The organism is Clostridium sp. (assembly GCF_029267215.1).
Lineage (GTDB): Bacteria > Bacillota > Clostridia > Clostridiales > Clostridiaceae > Sarcina.
Genome location: NZ_JARIDH010000005.1, coordinates 17,810 through 36,084, shown reverse-complemented (window position 1 = coordinate 36,084; position 18,275 = coordinate 17,810). Strand labels below are relative to the sequence as shown.

General features: G+C 26.8%; 18 protein-coding genes and 1 tRNA gene. 15 read left to right on the top strand and 4 right to left on the bottom strand.

All coding sequences use genetic code 11. The features are described from left to right. The first annotated feature begins 51 nt into the window (after positions 1 to 51). Positions 52 to 126 (top strand) — tRNA-Cys (locus Q1K13_RS00550). Positions 127 to 1,194: 1,068 nt separating this feature from the next. On the opposite strand, the gene Q1K13_RS00545 is transcribed toward Q1K13_RS00550, so the two are convergent. Together Q1K13_RS00545 and Q1K13_RS00540 are read right to left on the bottom strand one after the other, a co-directional pair. Continuing rightward, positions 1,195 to 2,073: a S66 peptidase family protein gene (locus Q1K13_RS00545; protein ID WP_300346584.1), complete on the bottom strand. Its 879-nt coding sequence runs from the start codon at positions 2,071 to 2,073 to the stop codon at positions 1,195 to 1,197. 106 nt (positions 2,074 to 2,179) lie between these two features. Next, positions 2,180 to 3,124: a magnesium transporter CorA family protein gene (locus Q1K13_RS00540; protein ID WP_300346583.1), complete on the bottom strand. Its 945-nt coding sequence runs from the start codon at positions 3,122 to 3,124 to the stop codon at positions 2,180 to 2,182. A gap of 265 nt (positions 3,125 to 3,389) precedes the next feature. On the opposite strand from Q1K13_RS00540, the gene Q1K13_RS00535 reads away from it, so the two are divergent. Continuing rightward, positions 3,390 to 3,887 (top strand): hypothetical protein, encoded by a 498-nt coding sequence (locus tag Q1K13_RS00535; protein ID WP_300346581.1) that lies wholly within the window; start codon positions 3,390 to 3,392, stop codon positions 3,885 to 3,887. A gap of 142 nt (positions 3,888 to 4,029) precedes the next feature. Here Q1K13_RS00535 and Q1K13_RS00530 read toward each other — a convergent pair whose 3' ends face one another. Beyond that, a complete protein-coding gene (locus Q1K13_RS00530) occupies positions 4,030 to 5,202 on the bottom strand; it encodes a zinc-binding metallopeptidase family protein (protein ID WP_300346580.1) in 1,173 nt (390 codons plus the stop codon). 156 nt (positions 5,203 to 5,358) lie between these two features. Here Q1K13_RS00530 and Q1K13_RS00525 point away from each other — a divergent pair, with 156 nt between their 5' ends. From Q1K13_RS00525 to Q1K13_RS00490, 8 genes are all read left to right on the top strand, one after another. Then, on the top strand, positions 5,359 to 5,535 hold the full coding sequence (locus tag Q1K13_RS00525) for a sigma factor G inhibitor Gin (RefSeq protein WP_300346578.1): 177 nt from the start codon (positions 5,359 to 5,361) through the stop codon (positions 5,533 to 5,535). Between the two features lie 17 nt (positions 5,536 to 5,552). Next, positions 5,553 to 6,977, top strand: a complete 1,425-nt coding sequence (locus Q1K13_RS00520) for an aminotransferase class I/II-fold pyridoxal phosphate-dependent enzyme (protein ID WP_300346574.1) — start codon at positions 5,553 to 5,555, stop codon at positions 6,975 to 6,977. 251 nt (positions 6,978 to 7,228) lie between these two features. After that, positions 7,229 to 7,816: a guanylate kinase gene (locus Q1K13_RS00515; protein ID WP_300346572.1), complete on the top strand. Its 588-nt coding sequence runs from the start codon at positions 7,229 to 7,231 to the stop codon at positions 7,814 to 7,816. Between the two features lie 133 nt (positions 7,817 to 7,949). After that, positions 7,950 to 8,279, top strand: coding sequence for a cyclic-di-AMP receptor (locus Q1K13_RS00510; protein WP_300346570.1), 330 nt, complete (start codon positions 7,950 to 7,952; stop codon positions 8,277 to 8,279). Between the two features lie 21 nt (positions 8,280 to 8,300). Next, complete coding sequence (locus Q1K13_RS00505; protein ID WP_300346568.1) at positions 8,301 to 9,224, top strand: DNA polymerase III subunit delta'; 924 nt, start codon at positions 8,301 to 8,303, stop codon at positions 9,222 to 9,224. A 2-nt stretch (positions 9,225 to 9,226) separates the two neighbouring features. Beyond that, on the top strand, positions 9,227 to 10,132 hold the full coding sequence (locus Q1K13_RS00500) for a PSP1 domain-containing protein (protein WP_300346566.1): 906 nt from the start codon (positions 9,227 to 9,229) through the stop codon (positions 10,130 to 10,132). A gap of 171 nt (positions 10,133 to 10,303) precedes the next feature. Continuing rightward, positions 10,304 to 10,474, top strand: coding sequence for a 4Fe-4S ferredoxin (gene fdxA, locus Q1K13_RS00495; RefSeq protein WP_300346563.1), 171 nt, complete (start codon positions 10,304 to 10,306; stop codon positions 10,472 to 10,474). 157 nt (positions 10,475 to 10,631) lie between these two features. After that, positions 10,632 to 12,293: a Mur ligase family protein gene (locus Q1K13_RS00490; RefSeq protein ID WP_300346561.1), complete on the top strand. Its 1,662-nt coding sequence runs from the start codon at positions 10,632 to 10,634 to the stop codon at positions 12,291 to 12,293. 38 nt (positions 12,294 to 12,331) lie between these two features. Here Q1K13_RS00490 and Q1K13_RS00485 read toward each other — a convergent pair whose 3' ends face one another. After that, positions 12,332 to 12,985, bottom strand: coding sequence for an MBL fold metallo-hydrolase (locus tag Q1K13_RS00485; RefSeq protein WP_300346559.1), 654 nt, complete (start codon positions 12,983 to 12,985; stop codon positions 12,332 to 12,334). Between the two features lie 189 nt (positions 12,986 to 13,174). Here Q1K13_RS00485 and Q1K13_RS00480 point away from each other — a divergent pair, with 189 nt between their 5' ends. The 5 genes from Q1K13_RS00480 to Q1K13_RS00460 all read left to right on the top strand — a co-directional run bounded on the left by Q1K13_RS00480 (position 13,175) and on the right by Q1K13_RS00460 (position 18,067). Then, complete coding sequence (locus Q1K13_RS00480; RefSeq protein WP_300346557.1) at positions 13,175 to 13,630, top strand: CtsR family transcriptional regulator; 456 nt, start codon at positions 13,175 to 13,177, stop codon at positions 13,628 to 13,630. A gap of 21 nt (positions 13,631 to 13,651) precedes the next feature. Then, positions 13,652 to 14,125, top strand: a complete 474-nt coding sequence (locus Q1K13_RS00475; RefSeq protein ID WP_300346555.1) for a hypothetical protein — start codon at positions 13,652 to 13,654, stop codon at positions 14,123 to 14,125. A gap of 13 nt (positions 14,126 to 14,138) precedes the next feature. Continuing rightward, positions 14,139 to 15,152, top strand: a complete 1,014-nt coding sequence (locus Q1K13_RS00470; protein WP_300346553.1) for a protein arginine kinase — start codon at positions 14,139 to 14,141, stop codon at positions 15,150 to 15,152. Between the two features lie 22 nt (positions 15,153 to 15,174). Beyond that, entirely contained in the window at positions 15,175 to 17,619 is a 2,445-nt protein-coding gene (locus tag Q1K13_RS00465; protein ID WP_300346551.1) for an ATP-dependent Clp protease ATP-binding subunit, read from the top strand. Between the two features lie 103 nt (positions 17,620 to 17,722). Next, positions 17,723 to 18,067: a hypothetical protein gene (locus tag Q1K13_RS00460; RefSeq protein ID WP_300346549.1), complete on the top strand. Its 345-nt coding sequence runs from the start codon at positions 17,723 to 17,725 to the stop codon at positions 18,065 to 18,067. Positions 18,068 to 18,275: the final 208 nt, after the last annotated feature.

The following is an 18,275-nucleotide window of genomic DNA, read 5'->3' as shown; positions in this document are numbered from 1 at the left end:
GACTGAAAATCCTCGTGTCGCTGGTTCGATTCCTGCTCGAGCCACCAGTGTGGCGCTATAGCCAAGTGGTAAGGCAGAGGTCTGCAAAACCTTTATTCCCCGGTTCAAATCCGGGTGGCGCCTCCATGAAAAACCTCAGTAATTCTACTGAGGTTTTTGCTTTGTAGAAAATTTACATATACACACTAAATTTTATTCCAAACACTAAGGATTAAGTGAATTTGTCTTTGATAAATTCACTTTTTTCTTATTTAGTATAAATAAAAACACCTGTTATGTGGGTGGCTAATAAATGCTTATAGCAATAAGAAGAAATCTCTATCTTAAAAAATAGTTTTAAATTTAAAAATATATTTTTTAAGGTAATTAAAAATAAATAGAAAGTTTTAATGAAAAAACAAATCTATTTATTTTGGGGGCTTATAGTCTTAGTGCAAGCCACCCGTTTTACGGGTAGTTATGACTTATAGATTAATTAGTATATATTAGATAATTTATTTATTAACTTGTAAATTACATCTAGTTCTTCACAATATTTTCTCTACTTTTTGAGAGGTTTCTTGATTATCTTTCAATTTATATCTAGTAGTATTTTTATATTAAGAAAGAAGTAGTTTCTTAACAAACGTGTATTTTAAATAAATTATTTAATATAAATGTATAATAGACTGGAAAGAATAATTATAATATAAATAAATTTCTTATAAGTTATTTAATATAAATGGATAATAGCCTATTATTTAAGTTTTCTATTATAAAATTTTCTAAGTTCATGATATTAACTCTAGTTCTTTATTTAAGGTTTATATTGGCTTGTTATGAATTTAATAAATCTCTGATGATATTTTATAAACATAATTAAATTAGATTTTAATATTTGGCTCTGTTTTAAACTAGTGTTGATTTTAGATAGAACTTTAAGACCACCTTAATAAGTAGTTTAGAGTTTCATTGAATATGGAAGAATAATAGTGTTAAAAAGCGAAGTTGTTTGACCAAAGGGAGTTTCTTAGCTTTAGCTATTATTCTGAAATGTTTAAACTTAAATAAAATGTTCAAACTTAAATAAAAAGTACAATCTCATATTCATTGGAAGGTGTAAGTTTAAAATACAAAATTCAAAATTTTGATTTTCACTTAAAATTAAGTAGGTCTTATGGGATAGCTAAAATCAACACCATCTTAAAACAGAACCTAATATTTTAACTTCAATTCTTCAGTATTAGGATTAAAGCTTATTGTAGATCCCAATGGAAGGGTTAGATTAGGATAATCGTGTCCAAATGGAATACCACATATTATTGGCTTGTTATAAGGTTTTAGTATTGAGAGTATTACATTTAAAGTTTTAGGATTATATGGAGTAAAATGACCTATTAAAAAGCCTTTGCAAGAGCTAAGTTTGCCAGAAAACTTTAATTGAGTTAATAATCTATCTATAGAATAGTTTTCTTCGTTTATATCTTCAATCATTAATATTTTATTTCTAGTATTTATTTCATAGGGCGTTCCAATGGAACTACATAATACTGTTAAATTTCCACCACAAAGTGTTCCTTTGAAATGAAGTGGATTTATTATTTTTAAATTTTTAGTTTGAATATTTATAGAATTATTTTCTTTTGTTAGCATTGATAGAAGACTTTCTTTAGTTATTTTATCTGATGATATTTTAGAATTTATCATAGGTCCATGAAATGTAGGTATTCCTGTTTTTTGGGTTATATGATTTAAGAGTATTGTTAAATCACTATATCCACATAATATCTTGGGATTCTTTTTTATTGTATTAAAATCTAGGTAAGGTATAATTCTTATTGAGCCATAACCACCTCTATAAGCAAATATAGCTTTTACATCTTTATCTTTAATCATGTTCATAAAGTCTTCTGCACGCTCTTTATCAGAAGCTGAAAGGTAATCTTGTTTATTTCTAATATATTTTCCTTCTTTTACTTTGAAACCTAAGTTTTTAAATGATGATATGTTATAATCAATTACTTCATTTTTGTCTCCACTTGCTGGAGCTATTATACCTATTGTATCTCCTAACTTTAATTTTTTAATTTTCATAAAATCCTCCTAAAAAAATAGAGAGCTTATACGCTCTCATTAGTTCTTTTTATTATATGATTTTATATTTTTAAATTAATACTATTTAATATATGTTTAGTTTTATTTAGAACATATCTTTTCTATATAATATGAATGCAATTAATCCACATAAAAGTATTGATATAAACATTATTATATAAAATCCATATGGATGAGTAAGTAATGGCATATGTGTAAAGTTCATTCCATATATACCAGATATTACTGTAAGTGTAGACATTAGTATTGTAACTGAAGCTAATACTTTCATAACTATATTTAAGTTGTTTGAAATTACTGATGCAAAGAAATCCATTGTACTACCTAAAATATTACTATATATATCAGTCATTTCTATGGCTTGTTTATTTTCTATGATAACATCCTCTAATATATCTTTATCCTCTTCATATCTTTGAATAACGTCTAATTTAAGCATTTTTTCTAAGGTTATTTCATTTGATTTTAATGATGTTGAGAAATAAACCAGTGATTTGCTTAAAGAGTGTAATTGAACTAATTCTCTGTTTTTCATAGATTTATGAAGTCGTTTTTCTATCATAACACTTTTTTTATCTATTTGTCTTAAATATAAAAGATAATATGTAGAAACTCTATTTAGAATTTGTAGAATGAATCTTGATTTCTTAAATGAATAGAAATTACGGATTCTATTTGAGGAGAAATCAGTTAATACCTTACTATTTTTTAAACATACAGTAATAAGTTCATTTTTAGTATGAATTATTGCTAGTGGATAAGTATCATATGTTAAAGAGTTGTCCTCCATTTCTGTAAAAGGAATATCGACTATAATTAATATGACATCACCTTCTATATCAATACGAGATGTTTCTTCATCATCTAATGGAGCTTTTAGAAAATCTATTGGTACTCCTGTTTTCTTTGATATGAGAAGAAGTTCTTCTTGTGAAGGTGCTATTATATTAACCCAACAACCTGGTTCAAGGGAGTCAATTTTCTTTAAAGAACCATCATTTTCGCTTAAAGATTTATATATCTGAATCATTTTACCCCTCCCAAAGTATTAAGTTATATTTTTATTCTATTACAATTAAACAAGTTATTAAGGATAAAATCAAGGTTAATTTAATAAAAAAATTATATATTTTTAAGTAACTTGTAGAAAAAGAGAGATAGGAGTAATATGTTTCGTATAAACTTGTATTATGGAGAATTAAGAATAAAATTTTGATTTGAATCTAGTAGATTTAATTTATGAAACTTAGTATAATGTGTTTTGTTTGTAATATAAAAGTCGGGGGATTTTTAAAATGGGCACTATGCACAAGGAAGTAGTAACAAAAAGAAGAGACATAGCTATAGTTGTAAGCATAATTTGTATGAGTTTAACTATTAGTCTATCAAACTTAATTGGAAATATTAAGTTTGATTCATTTAATGCAGAGGTTATAACTGATCCAATATTTGTGATATTAACATTAGTAATCTTCTTTAGAGAATATAGAAAATGTAAGACAAGCTATAAGTATTCAATTGTAGCTAATCAATTAATGATCCATAAAATGAAAGGTAATGAACAGGAAATTTTAGAAAATGCTAAATTAAATAATATAGTTTATTTAGGTAAAGAGGATTCTAAGAAAGCAAGAGTGTTTAAAACTGATTCTTGCAAAAAGTATGTTTGTAGTTTACTAGACAGAACTGGTCATTATTGTTGTATATATAAAAAGAATGATAAATATCATAAGTTTTATTTCAAACCAAGTAAAGAGTTAGTTTGTAAGTTAGAGAAAAACTTAGCGTATTAGCAAAAAAGAAGGGCATGTATCAAAATAAGTTTTATTATTATATTTTGATACAGCCCCTTTGTTTTATATAATAAATTTTTATTATAAGATATATATAATTAATTTAGCTTTATAATTATTTTAAGCTAAATTATTAGGTAAACTATTTATATAATTCTTCTTTTGAGAGATTAAAAGTTTCTTTTATTTCAGAAAGAAGGAACTTGCTTTCTATTAAATCTAAAGCTGTAGATATTAATGAATATGAAGCTGAGAGTGCTTGTTTTTGGGCAAATGGTTTTATTGTTGCATCTGCAAATTCTTTTGTTCCATATTCTATGTTTAAATCATCAATTATGTTTATATAAGGATGGATACAAGGTACCTTATGACTTACAGCACCTAAAGAAAGTCCTGCATCTATATCACGAGGTTTTCCTATATTTATGATTCCATTTTCTTTTAGATTATGTGAATATAATCTATTTAGAATTTGGTTTGATAAAAGTTCTTCACTTGGTGGTTCATATAAACAAATCTTACTATCTAAATTCATTGAATCTGCCACGCAACAAACTATATTTCTAATTTTATTTTCTAAACATTTTGCTATCTCTGTATTTTTGGCTCTTATATATAACTTTCCTTCTGATTCTGTAGGTCTTAGTAGTGGAGTTACTCCTCCTTGAGAAAGTATTGAGTTTATACTAGCTTTATTGCAAAGACCTTTTGATAGAGTATTTATTATGTTGAAAGTTAGCATTATTCCATCTAATGAGGTGAAATTATCAAAATCTAAAAAGCTTAATCCATCTTTTCCTTTAAAAGAAACTTTTAATGGAATAATTGCTTTGGATGTTCCACTTTCTGATGTAACTAAGTCAGGGTGGGCTACTAAGACAGCATCTATATCATCAAATACACCTTGTCTAACAAAAGTAGATTTTGTTCCACCTAAGTATTCTCCAGGACACCCTATTAAAACTACAGTACCACCAGATTTTTCTATAACTTTACCTAATCCTAATGCACTGGTAACAGATATAGTGGTAAGAAGATTATGACCTGTTATATGTCCACCTTTAGATTTTATAGCATCATATTCACATAAAAAACATATTTTAGGGTAACCGGTTCCTTTTTCTGCATAGAAAGCAGTATCTAAGTCTAAGAATTTTTCTTGAACTTCAAAATCTCTTTCTCTTAGAAAATTACTTATATATTTGCAAGCATCATATTCTTTGTAACTTTCTTCAGGGTTATCATGGAGAAACTTGCATAGGTTATATAAGTTTTCTTTTTCTGTAGATAAATAAGAAATAACTTCTTGTCTCATTGAAAAAACCTCCTAAATTTTTATATGTTTAGTTTGTGCTACAATAAGAAAAATATTTATTTTTTATTTACTTTAATATTTTTACAGCATAGTATGTATAGAAAGCTACTATTTGGAAAGAAATATAGAAAACAAGAATTATAAGGAGTGTTATCTATGAGTAAGTCAGTTTGTATAATTTGTGGAAAAGAAGGCTGTGGTATAATGATATGTGGTAAATTAATTTGTACTGAGTGTGAGAAAAAAGCCATAGATTGTGATATAAATAGTGACTTTTATGAATTCTATAAGAATAGACTAAAAGAAGAGATTTATAAGAAAAAATTAGGATAAATTTAGGGGGGATAAGTTTGAATAATATTCCAATGATAAATGGGATAGTTAAGTACTTAAATGAAGAAATAGTTCCTTTTTCAATGCCAGGACATAAAATGGGAAGAGGATTTGAGAGTATAAAAGATATACTTATAAATGGTGATTTAACAGAGGTTGATGGATTAGATAATCTTCAACATCCTGAAGGAATAATAAAAGATGCTGAAGATAAGCTTTCTAAGTTATATAAAAGTAAAAAAAGTTATTTCTTAGTTAATGGAAGTACATGTGGTAATTTAATAATGATTTTTTCTTTATTTAAAGAGGGAGACAAAATCTTAGTAGAAAGAAATTGTCATAAAAGTATAATGAATGGAATAATAATGAGAAAACTTAAGCCAGTTTTTATAAATAATATATTTCATTCAAAATTAAAAGCACCAATTGGAATAGATTTAAATCATTTAAAAAAACAAATTGAAAATAATGATGATTTAAAAGGAATTATATTAACATATCCAAATTATTATGGTGTTGGAATAAATATTGAGGAAACAGTTAAGATTGCAAGAGAATCAAATCTTAAAGTTGGAATAGATTCGGCACATGGTGCACATTTTGGCTTTAGTAAATATCTTCCTAAAAGTGTACAAGAACTAAAGGCTGATATAGTAGTAATGAGTGCACATAAAACTTTACCAAGTTTAACACAGACTGCTTGGCTTCATTTAAATAATGAGAAATTTATTGAAGAAGTTGAGTTTTATAAAAATATATTTATGAGTACAAGTCCTTCTTATATTTTTATGATGAGTCTTGATTATTCAAGAAACTTTTTAGAGCTTTATGGAGAAGAGGCTTATGAAAGGTTAGATAAAATAATAAAAGGTTTTAAGAATGAAGTGGAAAAATTGGATTATTTTACTATTTTAGATGAAGGATTACTTTTAGATGGATTAGAAAAAAACATTGAAATTAATGATGTTAAGATAGATAAAAGTAGAATTGTTATTAATTTAGAAGAAGGTTTAAATGGAAACAAGCTTTTAGAGTATTTAAGAGAAAAGAAAGTTCAATGCGAAATGAGTGATAATAAGAATGTAGTTTTAATTCCATCACCATTTAATACAGAAGATGATTTTAAAATTTTAGCTAAGGCATTACAAGAGTGTAATATAGAAGTTTTAAGAGATGAGGAAGTTGACTTTTATCTTACTGAAATACCTAAAAAGGGTTTAGAGCCCTTTGAAGTTTTGGATTGTGAATATGAAAGAATTAATTTTGAAGAATCTAAAGGAAAAATAGTTTCTGAAAGTGTAGTTCCATATCCACCTGGAGTGCCTATGCTTATTATGGGAGAGATTATTGAAGAAAAGCATATAAGTCTTATTAAAGAATATATGAAAAATGGTGTTGATATAATAGGATTAAAAGATGGAAAGATAAAAGTTGTTAAATAATATTTTGAAAATGTGGGAATCCAACTAGTTTTCTAGTTGGATTTTGTCATTAAATATATGGGATGTTAAGCAAATTTGATATAATATCCTTGTTATACAGAGATTTATTTAAATTAAGGTCTGTTTTAAGCTAATGATGATTTTAGATTTTCTTTAGACCTACTTAATTTAAAAGAACTTAAGAGAAAAATAGTAATATAATTTTTTATATACTTTAGGAAAAATAATGTTTTATATAGATTGGAGTAATTATGGGTAAGATATTTTGCATAATGGGAAAGAGTGGTTCTGGAAAGGATACTATTTTAAAAGAAATAAATAATATAGAAGGATTAAATCTTAAAACTATAGTTACATATACAACTAGACCAAAAAGGAATAATGAAACTGATGGAGTGGAATATTTCTTTATAGATAAGGAAAAACTCGATTATTTCCATAAATGTGGAAAAATAATCGAGTGTAGAGTTTATAATACTGTTCATGGGAAATGGTATTATTCAACAATAGATGATGGACAGATAGACTTAGACAATAATAATTATATAGTTATTGTTACATTAGAAGCTTATTCTGACTTTAGAAAATATTTTGGTGATGAAAAGTTAGTTCCTATATACATAAATATAGATGATGGAGTTAGACTTGAGAGGGCTTTAGCTAGGGAAAGAGGGCAGAAGATTCCTAATTATAGTGAAATGTGTAGAAGATTTTTAGCTGACAGTGAAGATTTTAGTGAAAAAAATTTAGAGGCTAATAATATTAAAAAATTTTATAATAACTATGATTTAAAAGAATGTATAGATGAAGTTGTTTCAACAATAAAAAATATGAGATAGTTTTAAATAAAAAGTTAATTCCATAAGTTATATCAAGAAACATTTCATAAGGTTTGGTTTAGAGTGATAAATAATGATATAATTATCTAAAATATATTTTTGAAATTAGGGTAAAGAGTAAGGAGGGGTAATTGTGAAATTAGTAATTTCTATAGTTCAAGATGATGATGCTTTAGATTTAGTAGATGCTTTGAATGAAAAAGGGTATAGTGTAACAAAATTAGCTACTACTGGTGGATTTTTAAAATCAGGAAATACTACACTTTTAGCGGGAGTACAAAAGGAAAAGGTTGATTATGTAATAGATATAATAAAAGAGGTATGTGAAACAAGAAAAGGTGTTGTTAGTGCACCTACAAGTGTTTCAGAGCCTTCAGGAGTTTATATTCCATATCCAATGGAAGTTCAAATTGGTGGAGCTACAATATTTGTTGTTGATGTAGATAAATTTGTGAAGATTTAAGATAGGAAGGAAAGTGCAAAAATGATAGGTCACAATAAAGTTAGAGAAAGATTTAATAAGAGTGTAAGCAAAAATGCACTTTCCCATGCTCATTTAATTATTGGGGAGGATGGAATAGGAAAAAGTCTTTTAGCTGATGAATTTGCTTATAAGATTTTAGAAATACCATCTCAAAAAGAACATGTTGATGTTGTTCATTATAAATCAGAAAAGGCTTCTTTTGGTGTTGATTTAGTTAGAAGTATTATTTCAGAGGCTAATAAGAAACCTTATGAATGTGATAGGAAGGTAATTATAATTCATAACGGAGAAAAATTAACAATTGCTGCGCAAAATGCCTTGCTAAAAACAATAGAAGAACCTCCAACTGGAATTTTCATAATAATTCTAAGTAAAGATATAGATTCAATACTTGAAACTATAAGATCTAGATGTCAAATACATAGATTAGCACCTTTAAACAGACAAGAAATTAATCTTTATATTAATGAAAAATATAATAATGTTAATGAAAAATTAAATAGAACACTCATATCATTTAGTGAAGGAATACCAGGTAGAGTAGATAAATTCATGAGTGATGAAATTTTTAGGGATATAAGAAATACAGTAATAGAAATGCTTAAGGATATTGGAAATGGAAATATTAATGTTCCAATAAAATATTCAGATAAGTTTTATAGTATGAAAGGAAATGAAAGCGAAATATTAGAGACCATAACTATTTTTGCAAGAGATTCCATTGTATTTAAAGAAATAGAAAATAATTTATCCATTATAAATGGAGATAAGATAGAGGATATTAGAGAAATTGCAAATAATTTATCTTATAAGAAGTTAAATAAGATAATTAAAGCAGTTAATGAAGCCAGAAATAATTTAAAAAGTAATACTAATTTATGGCTTACTTTAGATAGTATGCTTATTGGTATATTGGAGGAATAAAGATGATTGAAGTAATTGGGGTCAGATTTAAAAAAGCTGGTAAGATATATTACTTTGGACCTAATGGTATAGAGATTAAAAAGGGTCAAAATGTAATTGTTGAAACTGCGAGAGGCATTGAGTTTGGAGAATGTGTAATAGGTATTAGAAAAATTGAGGAAGAAGATATTGTTGCACCTTTAAAATCAGTGCTTAGATTGGCCACTGAAGAGGATATACAAAAACATAAAGATAATAAATCTAAGGAAAAAGAAGCTTTTGATATATGCTTAAAGAAAATAGAAGAGCATAAACTTATTATGAAGTTAATAGATGTTGAATATACTTTTGATAATAATAAAGTAATTTTTTATTTCACAGCAGAAGGAAGAGTAGATTTTAGAGAATTAGTAAAAGATTTAGCAACAATATTTAAAACAAGAATAGAACTTAGACAAATAGGAGTTAGAGATGAAGCTAAGATGATAGGTGGACTTGGCCCATGTGGAAGACCACTTTGTTGTTCAACTTTCCTAGGCGATTTTGCATCTGTTTCTATAAAAATGGCTAAGGAACAGAGCTTATCACTCAATCCAACTAAGATTTCAGGAATTTGTGGAAGACTTATGTGTTGTTTAAATTATGAACAATCAACATATGAAGAAATAAGAAAGGAACTTCCAAGAGTTGGTTCAATTGTAGAAACAGAACTTGGAAAGGGAGAAGTTATTTCTAATAATGTTTTAAAAGAATTAGTTAGAGTTAAATTATCAAGAAAGAATGAAGAGTTTATTCAAGATTTTAAGATGTATGATGTTAAATTGATTTCAGGAAATTATGAAGGAGAAATTGAGGAGACAAATATAAGACTTGAGGTTACTGATGAAAGTGATAAAGCTTTAATTAAAAATTTAATTAGAGAAAATTAAATAATTTTATATTTTTAATAGTATAAATGTATTTAATTTAGTATTAATATTATTTTGAGTACAATAATTTAAATATATCTAAATAAAATATTAAATACTTTAAAAATAAATAAAAGTATGGTACTATAAATATGGTATTTTTATACTAAACATTTTAGGAGGTGTTTTATTATGGCATACAAAATATTAGACACATGTGTAAGCTGTGGAGCATGCGCTGCTGAGTGTCCTGTAGAAGCAATATCACAAGGAGATACTCAATTCGTTATAGATGCTGATACTTGCATCGATTGCGGAAACTGCGCTAATGTTTGTCCAGTAGGATCACCAGTTGCTGAGTAATATTTAATTAAGATCATCTTCGGATGGTCTTTTTTTGAGTAGTCTTATGACTACTCTTTTTTTTTGTCTAAAAATAAATTTATAAGAAATTTATTGAATAAAATAAGGAAAGTCATGGGAAAATATATATTAGCAATGGTAGGAAGGGTGAAATATTTTGAAACTTATAGATTTAAAATTACTAGAAGGAAGAAATATTAAAGGTGAGGAGCGACTAATATATATAAATATAGGAGAGGCAGAGAGAAAAAAACTTTATTGGCTTATAAGTGATTATGAGTTTATTTGTAGACAAATGAATATAGAAGGAACACTTAGAGATGTCATATATGATGAATATGGAGGAAAAGCATGGTTAACTTATTTACATAAGGAACTTGCTTTATTTATTATTGAGAACTTGATAGATGGAGTTAATGCTGATGACTTATTGAAAGAAGCTGTGAGTAAGAGGGGGGAACTTTGGGAATATAACCTTTTACATGAATGTTCAAAGAAGGATATTGATTTCTTTGTAGATGAGGATTCAGTAGTTATTGGATATGGAGTTAACTCAAAGAGAATAAATCAAAAGGAATTTGAAAGTGGGGATTATGATTTTACATTAAAGGAAGATGGAAGAATACCTATAATATCTATTACCGGAACTAATGGAAAAACATCTACCTCAAGATTAATATATAAGGCCTTAAATAATATTGGTTATTATACAGGATTAGCTAGTACAGGTTCTATTATTATCAATGATGAGGTAATTAAAAAGGGGGATACTACTGGATTTTATAGCGCAAAAACTGTTCTTACTAATCCTAAGGTTGAAATGGCTGTTTTAGAAACCGCTAGAGGAGGGATATTAAGAAAAGGATTAGGATTTAAAGGGTCAAAAGTTGCCATTATAACTTCTTTAAGTGAAGATCATATTGGGGCAGAAGGTATTAACTCTCTTGATGATTTAATGGATATAAAACTTGTAACTACTAGGGAAGTACGTGATGATGGTAAGGTTATTATTAAAGCTGATCATAAACTTTATAAAATACTTCAAACAAAGCATAATTTAGTTTTATTTAATAATGAAAAGAATGAATGTATAAAAAGGCATATTAAAAATGGTAAAGAAGCTTGGTATGTGGAGAATGGTAATGTTATTTTTTTTGATGGAGAATGTGAAAAGGTTATTTTAAATATATGTGATTTTAAATTTACTCACGAAGGTAAATCTAAAACTAATGTAAACAATATTTTATCTGCTTTAGCAGCCCTTTTTACTGTACATCCTAAATTAGAGGAAGTAATAAACTCTTTAAAAGATATTGAGTGTGATATTAATTCAAATTTGGGAAGACAAAATGTATTAGATATAAATGAATTTAAGGTTATATTAGATTATGGACATAATCCAGAGGCTTTTGAAGAGGTATTTTTACTGGCTAGTTCTTTAAAAGAGAATAAAATCATATCAATAATTTCTTCTCCAGGTGATAGATTGGATGATTACATAAAAAAACTTGGAGAAATAGCTGGAAAGAGTTCAGATATAATATTTATAAAAGAAACCTTTGATAGAAGAGGAAGAAATCCTTTAGAAATAACTAATTTATTGACAGAGGGTATAAAAGAGAGTGCAAATAAGGATGTTGATATTTTTCCTATATTGGATGAGAAAGAAGCTGTTGAAAAAGCTTTAGCAATTGCAGAAAAAGGAGATATAATTGTTGATTTCACTCAACATTTAGAAGTTGTTATTCCAGTTATAAATGAATATTTAGATAAGACAAAAGGAAAGTTAATAGAATTAAATTTAGATTCTTTGCACTAAAAGAAAAACTTATTAAGCTTAAAACTTAATAAGTTTTTTTATATTAAATCTGAATGGGAAATATCTAGTATATGCACCTCTTTTTCGGAAGGTAGGTTATGGCTATATAAAGAAAATACAGAAGAGCGCTTAAGCTTAAATCCTCTTATTTTCATAAGAAATCCATCTAATGAATTTAAATGCAAATTAATTTTTTCTGTTTTATAATGCATTGGAATAACAACTCTAGGATTAATATCATCTATAACTTTAATAACTTCTTCTATAGGTAAAGTTATTTGTTCACCAACTGGGATAAATAAAACATCTACATAACCAATTTTACTTAATACTCTGTGAGAGAGTGTATGACCTAAATCACCTAGATGACAAAGTGAGATTCCATCGCATATTATTTTGAAAATAAAGTTTTTATCTCTTTTAAGACCCATACAATTATCGTGAAATGAATGAAAGGAGGTTATTTTGCAATAATCATTTTCATAATTAACTAAGTCTTTGAATATTTTTGCTTCTTTGTTTATGTAATTTGTACAATTGTGATCAAAGTGCATATGACTTATGGTCACTATATCTACATCATTTTTATAAGGAGTGTATCCAATATCTATATCAAAAGGATCCATGAGAATTCTTTTCCCTAATTTAGTTTTTATTAAAAAACAAGAATGTCCAAACCAATAAATATTCATTTTATTTCCTCCAATATAAAATTATTTATATTATTGACACATATGTATAAAATAAACCATAAAATATAAGAATAATTTATTTTAATAATTTTAGTGAAATAACCTTATTACATTGAATAAGTAGGTGAAATGTATTAATATAGATTGTATATAAAGGTCAGAAAAGGTCAAATTTAAGGAGTGATATATATGGCTAAGTTATCTGATTCAATAGAAGTTTTTTTAAAAGACTCTTTAGAAAAGACAGATGATAAAAATTTGAGAATAAGAAGAAATGAGTTAGCAGATAAATTTAATTGTGCACCTTCACAGATAAATTATGTATTAACAACAAGATTTACTTATGAAAAAGGCTATCTTATAGAAAGTAGAAGAGGTGGTGGTGGATATATTATTATTAAAAAAATAATACACGAAGTCCATGCTGATAGAAGAGAACTTATATATGATGAAATAGGTTCTAAAATTACATATCATAATGCAGTAGCTATTATAGATAATTTGTTTGAACATAATATTATAGATGAAAAAACATCTAATCTTACTAAAATTGCTATAAATGATAGAACTCTTCAAAATTCTAAGAATATAAATGAAACAAGGGCAGATATTTTTAAAGCTATGCTTATGGTATTGTTAAAGTAATTTTTATGGGGGTTTAGAGTTTTGCTTTGTGAGATATGTAATAAAAATGAGGCAACAATACAATTTATAAATCAAAATAGCTCAGGAGATAAGAATAGTATAATGCTTTGTGAGACTTGTGCTATTGATATAATGAAATCTTATTTTGATAAAGAGAATATAGATTTGAATGATTATATATTAGATGATGAACTTTTAGAAATTGATTATGAGGCTTGTAAAAATTGTGGTACAGAGTATATTGATTTTGAGGAAAATAAAGTTCTTGGATGTGAGAGGTGTTATGAAAATTTTAGACCTAAAATAAGAGAGTATTTAGAATGGAAAGGTTATGGAAAACACACTGGAAAAAGACCAAATAGTTTGGAAAAATATTTTAGAGGAAAAGAAATATTACAATTAGAAGAACAACTTAAAATGAATATATTAAATGAGGAATATGATAAAGCTATTCTTACTAAAGAAAAAATAGATAATATGAAAAAAAATATTTAGGAGGATAGTAAGAATGGTAAAATGGGTTAATCCTCAAAATAATAGAGATATTATTATTGCATCAAAAGTTAAGATTTTTAGAAATATAAAGGGATTTAAATTTGCATCTCTTTTAAAAGAAGAGGAATGTAAGGAAATAATAAATAAAGTTCTAAGAGTATTAGATGAAAGTAGTATTTCGGAAAATATATATAGAGTAAATATAAAGTGTGATTATGAATTAGTGGATTATGAAAAAGAGAGTTTTGGAATATCTAAGGACTTCTTAAGTAGTGATAATACAGCATTAATTATGAGTAAAAATGAAGAATTTAATATATTATTGAATGAAGAAGAGCATATTGGGATAGAATCTACAAAGAGTGGCTTAGATTTAAGAGGTGCATTTAAAGTAGTAAATGAATTAGATGATTTGTTAGATGGAAAATTTGAATATTCTTTTGATGATGAATTTGGATATTTAACTTCTAATATTAAAAATTTAGGGACTGCATTAATTGGAAAAGTTATTTTACATTTACCAGCTTTAAATCTAAGTGGAAGTATGAGAGATATAAAAGAAAATTTATCAGAATTTGGAATAAACATAAGAAGTATGTACAGACTAGGTAGTAGAGATATTGGAAATATATATAACATTTCCAATGTCAAAACAATTGGGTTATCAGAGGAAGATATACTAGATTCATTACTATCTATAGCAAATAAACTTGTTATAAATGAGAAAAGAGAACGAGATAAGCTTTTAGATGAAGGAGAGGTTGAACTTAAAGACACTATATATAGGGCTTTAGGAACATTGAAAAATGCATATATCATAGATATAAGTGAGGGGCTAAAACTATTATCTTATGTAAGGCTTGGTATTGAGTTAGGTATTATCAATGATATTAGTTTAAAGGCAGTAAATGAAGCTATGATAAATATACAACCAAGTATAATAAACAAAACTTTAAAAACTAAGTTAAATATACAAAATATAAAACTAGAGAGGGCTAAAATTATTAGAAATGCTTTGAACACATAAATAGGGTATTGGGAGGTAAATTATGCGTCTTGATAATTTAAATGAAAATTCCAAAATAGTAATTAATAAGGGGAAAGAAAGTTCTTTAATACTAAAGCATGGGTATATGGGAACAGAACATTTATTAATTGGATTAATTAATGAAGCTGGACAATGTTCTAGGATTTTGGAAGAAAATAATGTAACTGAGGAAAAGGTACTGAGTTTTATTAAACTATATGTTGGAATTGGAGAAGTTAATTATAGTTTAGACGAGGTACCTTTTACTCCTAGATGTAAAAAGGTTCTAGATAAAAGTTTAGATTTAGCTAAGGATCTAGGTCATAGTATTGTTAGACCAGAACATATATTATGGGCATTAATAAAAGAAAATGACGGAGTAGCAAACTTAATACTAAATAAAATATTAAAAGGTGAAACTAAAGGTATAAGTGAAAAGTTAAATATTATATTAAGTAAAATACCAAGTAGGGATAGTAAGAATATTAAAGAAAAAGAAAAACCAAAAAGAAAAGATACTCCAACATTAAATACTTATGGTATTAACTTAATAGAAAAGGCTGAAAAAGAAGGTTTAGATCCTGTAATAGGAAGAGAAGATGAAACTCAAAGGCTTTTAGAAATTTTATGTAGAAGAATGAAAAATAATCCTTGTTTAATTGGAGAACCTGGTGTTGGAAAAACAGCCGTTGTTGAAGGATTAGCACAAAAAATAGTATTAGGCGAAGTTCCAGATATATTAAAGGATAAAATACTATACACTTTAGATATTACAGCTATGCTTGCTGGTGCAAAGTATAGAGGTGAGTTTGAGGAACGTTTAAAGAAGGTTTTAAATGAGGTTAAAGAGTCTGATGACATAATACTTTTCATAGATGAAATGCATAATATTGTTGGAGCAGGTGGTGCAGAGGGGGCTATAGATGCCTCTAATATTTTAAAACCAGCCTTAGCAAGAGGCGAGATTCAATGTATTGGGGCAACAACAACTGATGAATATAGAAAAAATATAGAAAAAGATTCTGCTTTAGAGAGAAGATTCCAACCTATTGTTGTTAATGAACCAAGTAAAGAAGATGCTATTTTAATATTAAATGGAATAAAAGAAAAGTATGAAAAGCATCATAATGTCAAATTAACCGATGAAGCTATAGAGGCGTCTGTTAATTTATCACATAGATATATAACAGATAGATATTTACCAGATAAAGCTATAGATTTAATAGACGAGGCATCAGCTAAGGTTAGAATAGAAAAAATGATTACACCGAATTATTTGGTTGAAAAAGAAGAAGAAATATTAGAAGTAAAAAGAGAAAAAGAAGAGTCTATAAAAAATCAGGATTTTGAATTAGCTGCAAAACTTAGAGATGATGAAATTCTATTAAAAGAAGAATTAGAATATGAAAGAGAAATTTGGAGAAATGAAAATTCCTCAAAGGTTTATATAGTTGATAAGGAGCATATTGCAAAAGTTGTTTCAAAGTGGACTCAGATTCCAGTTGAAAGTTTAACGGAGAAAGAATCATTAAGATTACTGAAACTTGAAAGTAAATTAAGTGAAAGAGTAATAGGTCAGCTTGAAGCTATAAAAACAATATCAAAAGCTGTTAGAAGATCTAGAGTTGGACTTAAAGATCCGAAAAGACCTATTGGTTCATTTGCTTTTTTAGGACCAACAGGAGTGGGAAAAACAGAACTTTGTAAAGCTTTGGCTGAAGCTATGTTTGGGGATGAAAATAAATTTATAAGATTAGATATGTCAGAGTATATGGAAAAGCATGGTGTAGCAAGGCTTATAGGGGCTCCTCCTGGATATATTGGATATGAAGAAGGAGGACAATTAACAGAAAAAGTTAGAAGAAACCCTTATTCAGTAATACTTTTTGATGAAATTGAGAAGGCTCATCCAGATATATTCAATATATTACTTCAAATATTGGAAGATGGTGTTTTAACTGATGGTAAAGGAAGAACCGTTGATTTTAAAAATACCATAATAATAATGACATCTAATATTGGAGCTGACAAATTAGATAAGAAAAATGCTGTTGGATTTAGTGCTATTGAAGACAAAGAAAGAAATTATGAAAGTATGAAAGCTTTAATGTTAGAAGAATTAAAAAATAGTTTTAAGCCAGAATTTATTAATAGATTAGATGATATTGTAGTTTTTCATAGTTTAGAGAAAGAACATCTTATAAAAATAGTTGATTTAATGATAGGTTCTTTAAAAGATAGATTAAATGCATTAGAACTTTCACTTCACTTCAGTGATGAGTGTAAAGAATTTTTAGTTAAAAAAGGAACTGAATTAAAATATGGAGCAAGACCACTAAGAAGAGTTATTACTAAGTATATAGAAGATAAATTAAGTGAGGAATTACTAAGTGGTAATATACTAAAGGGAAGCGAAGTTGATGTATTTTTAGAAGATAATATTGTAAAATTCAAGAAAATTGTTTAAATATAATGGGTAATAAGGTTGTATATGGTGGTATATATAGCCTTATTTTTATGTAAATATATATTAAAATGAGTAATTTATATTATTAAGGAGAGGAGTTTATATGCAAGTTTTATGTATTATTCTAGGAATAATATCTTTTGGGGTGTCTTTTTTTGTTTGGAAAAAGGATGTATTGTCTAAGTTTAAAATTGAAGAGGCTGCATTATTAAGCATGACAGAGAAAGATAAAACTGACACTAGTAAAAGCTTAGCTTCGCCAATAGCTTTGCTTGGAGTTTTATTTATATCTATATCATTAAATATAGATAAATGGGGAAATTCATTTATATTTCTTTTAATAGGAGCTATAGCATTATTTATATATGTTGAAAAAAGAATTATAAACGGAATAAATACTCTTTTTAAATCCAAGAAGAAGATTAAAGTTAATAGAAAAAGAAAATAGCTTATATTAAATAAATTGAGTCTTAGTGTAGTTTAAATCACATAATACACTAGGACTTTTTTGGTAAAATTAATATAAAATTTAATCCTCTAAAATAAATAATAACAATTATTATTGAAAAGTAATTAAATAAGAGTTATAATTATAAAAAAAGATGTACCCTTAGGGGGTATAATGAATAATATGATTATATGGTAGAAATAATAAA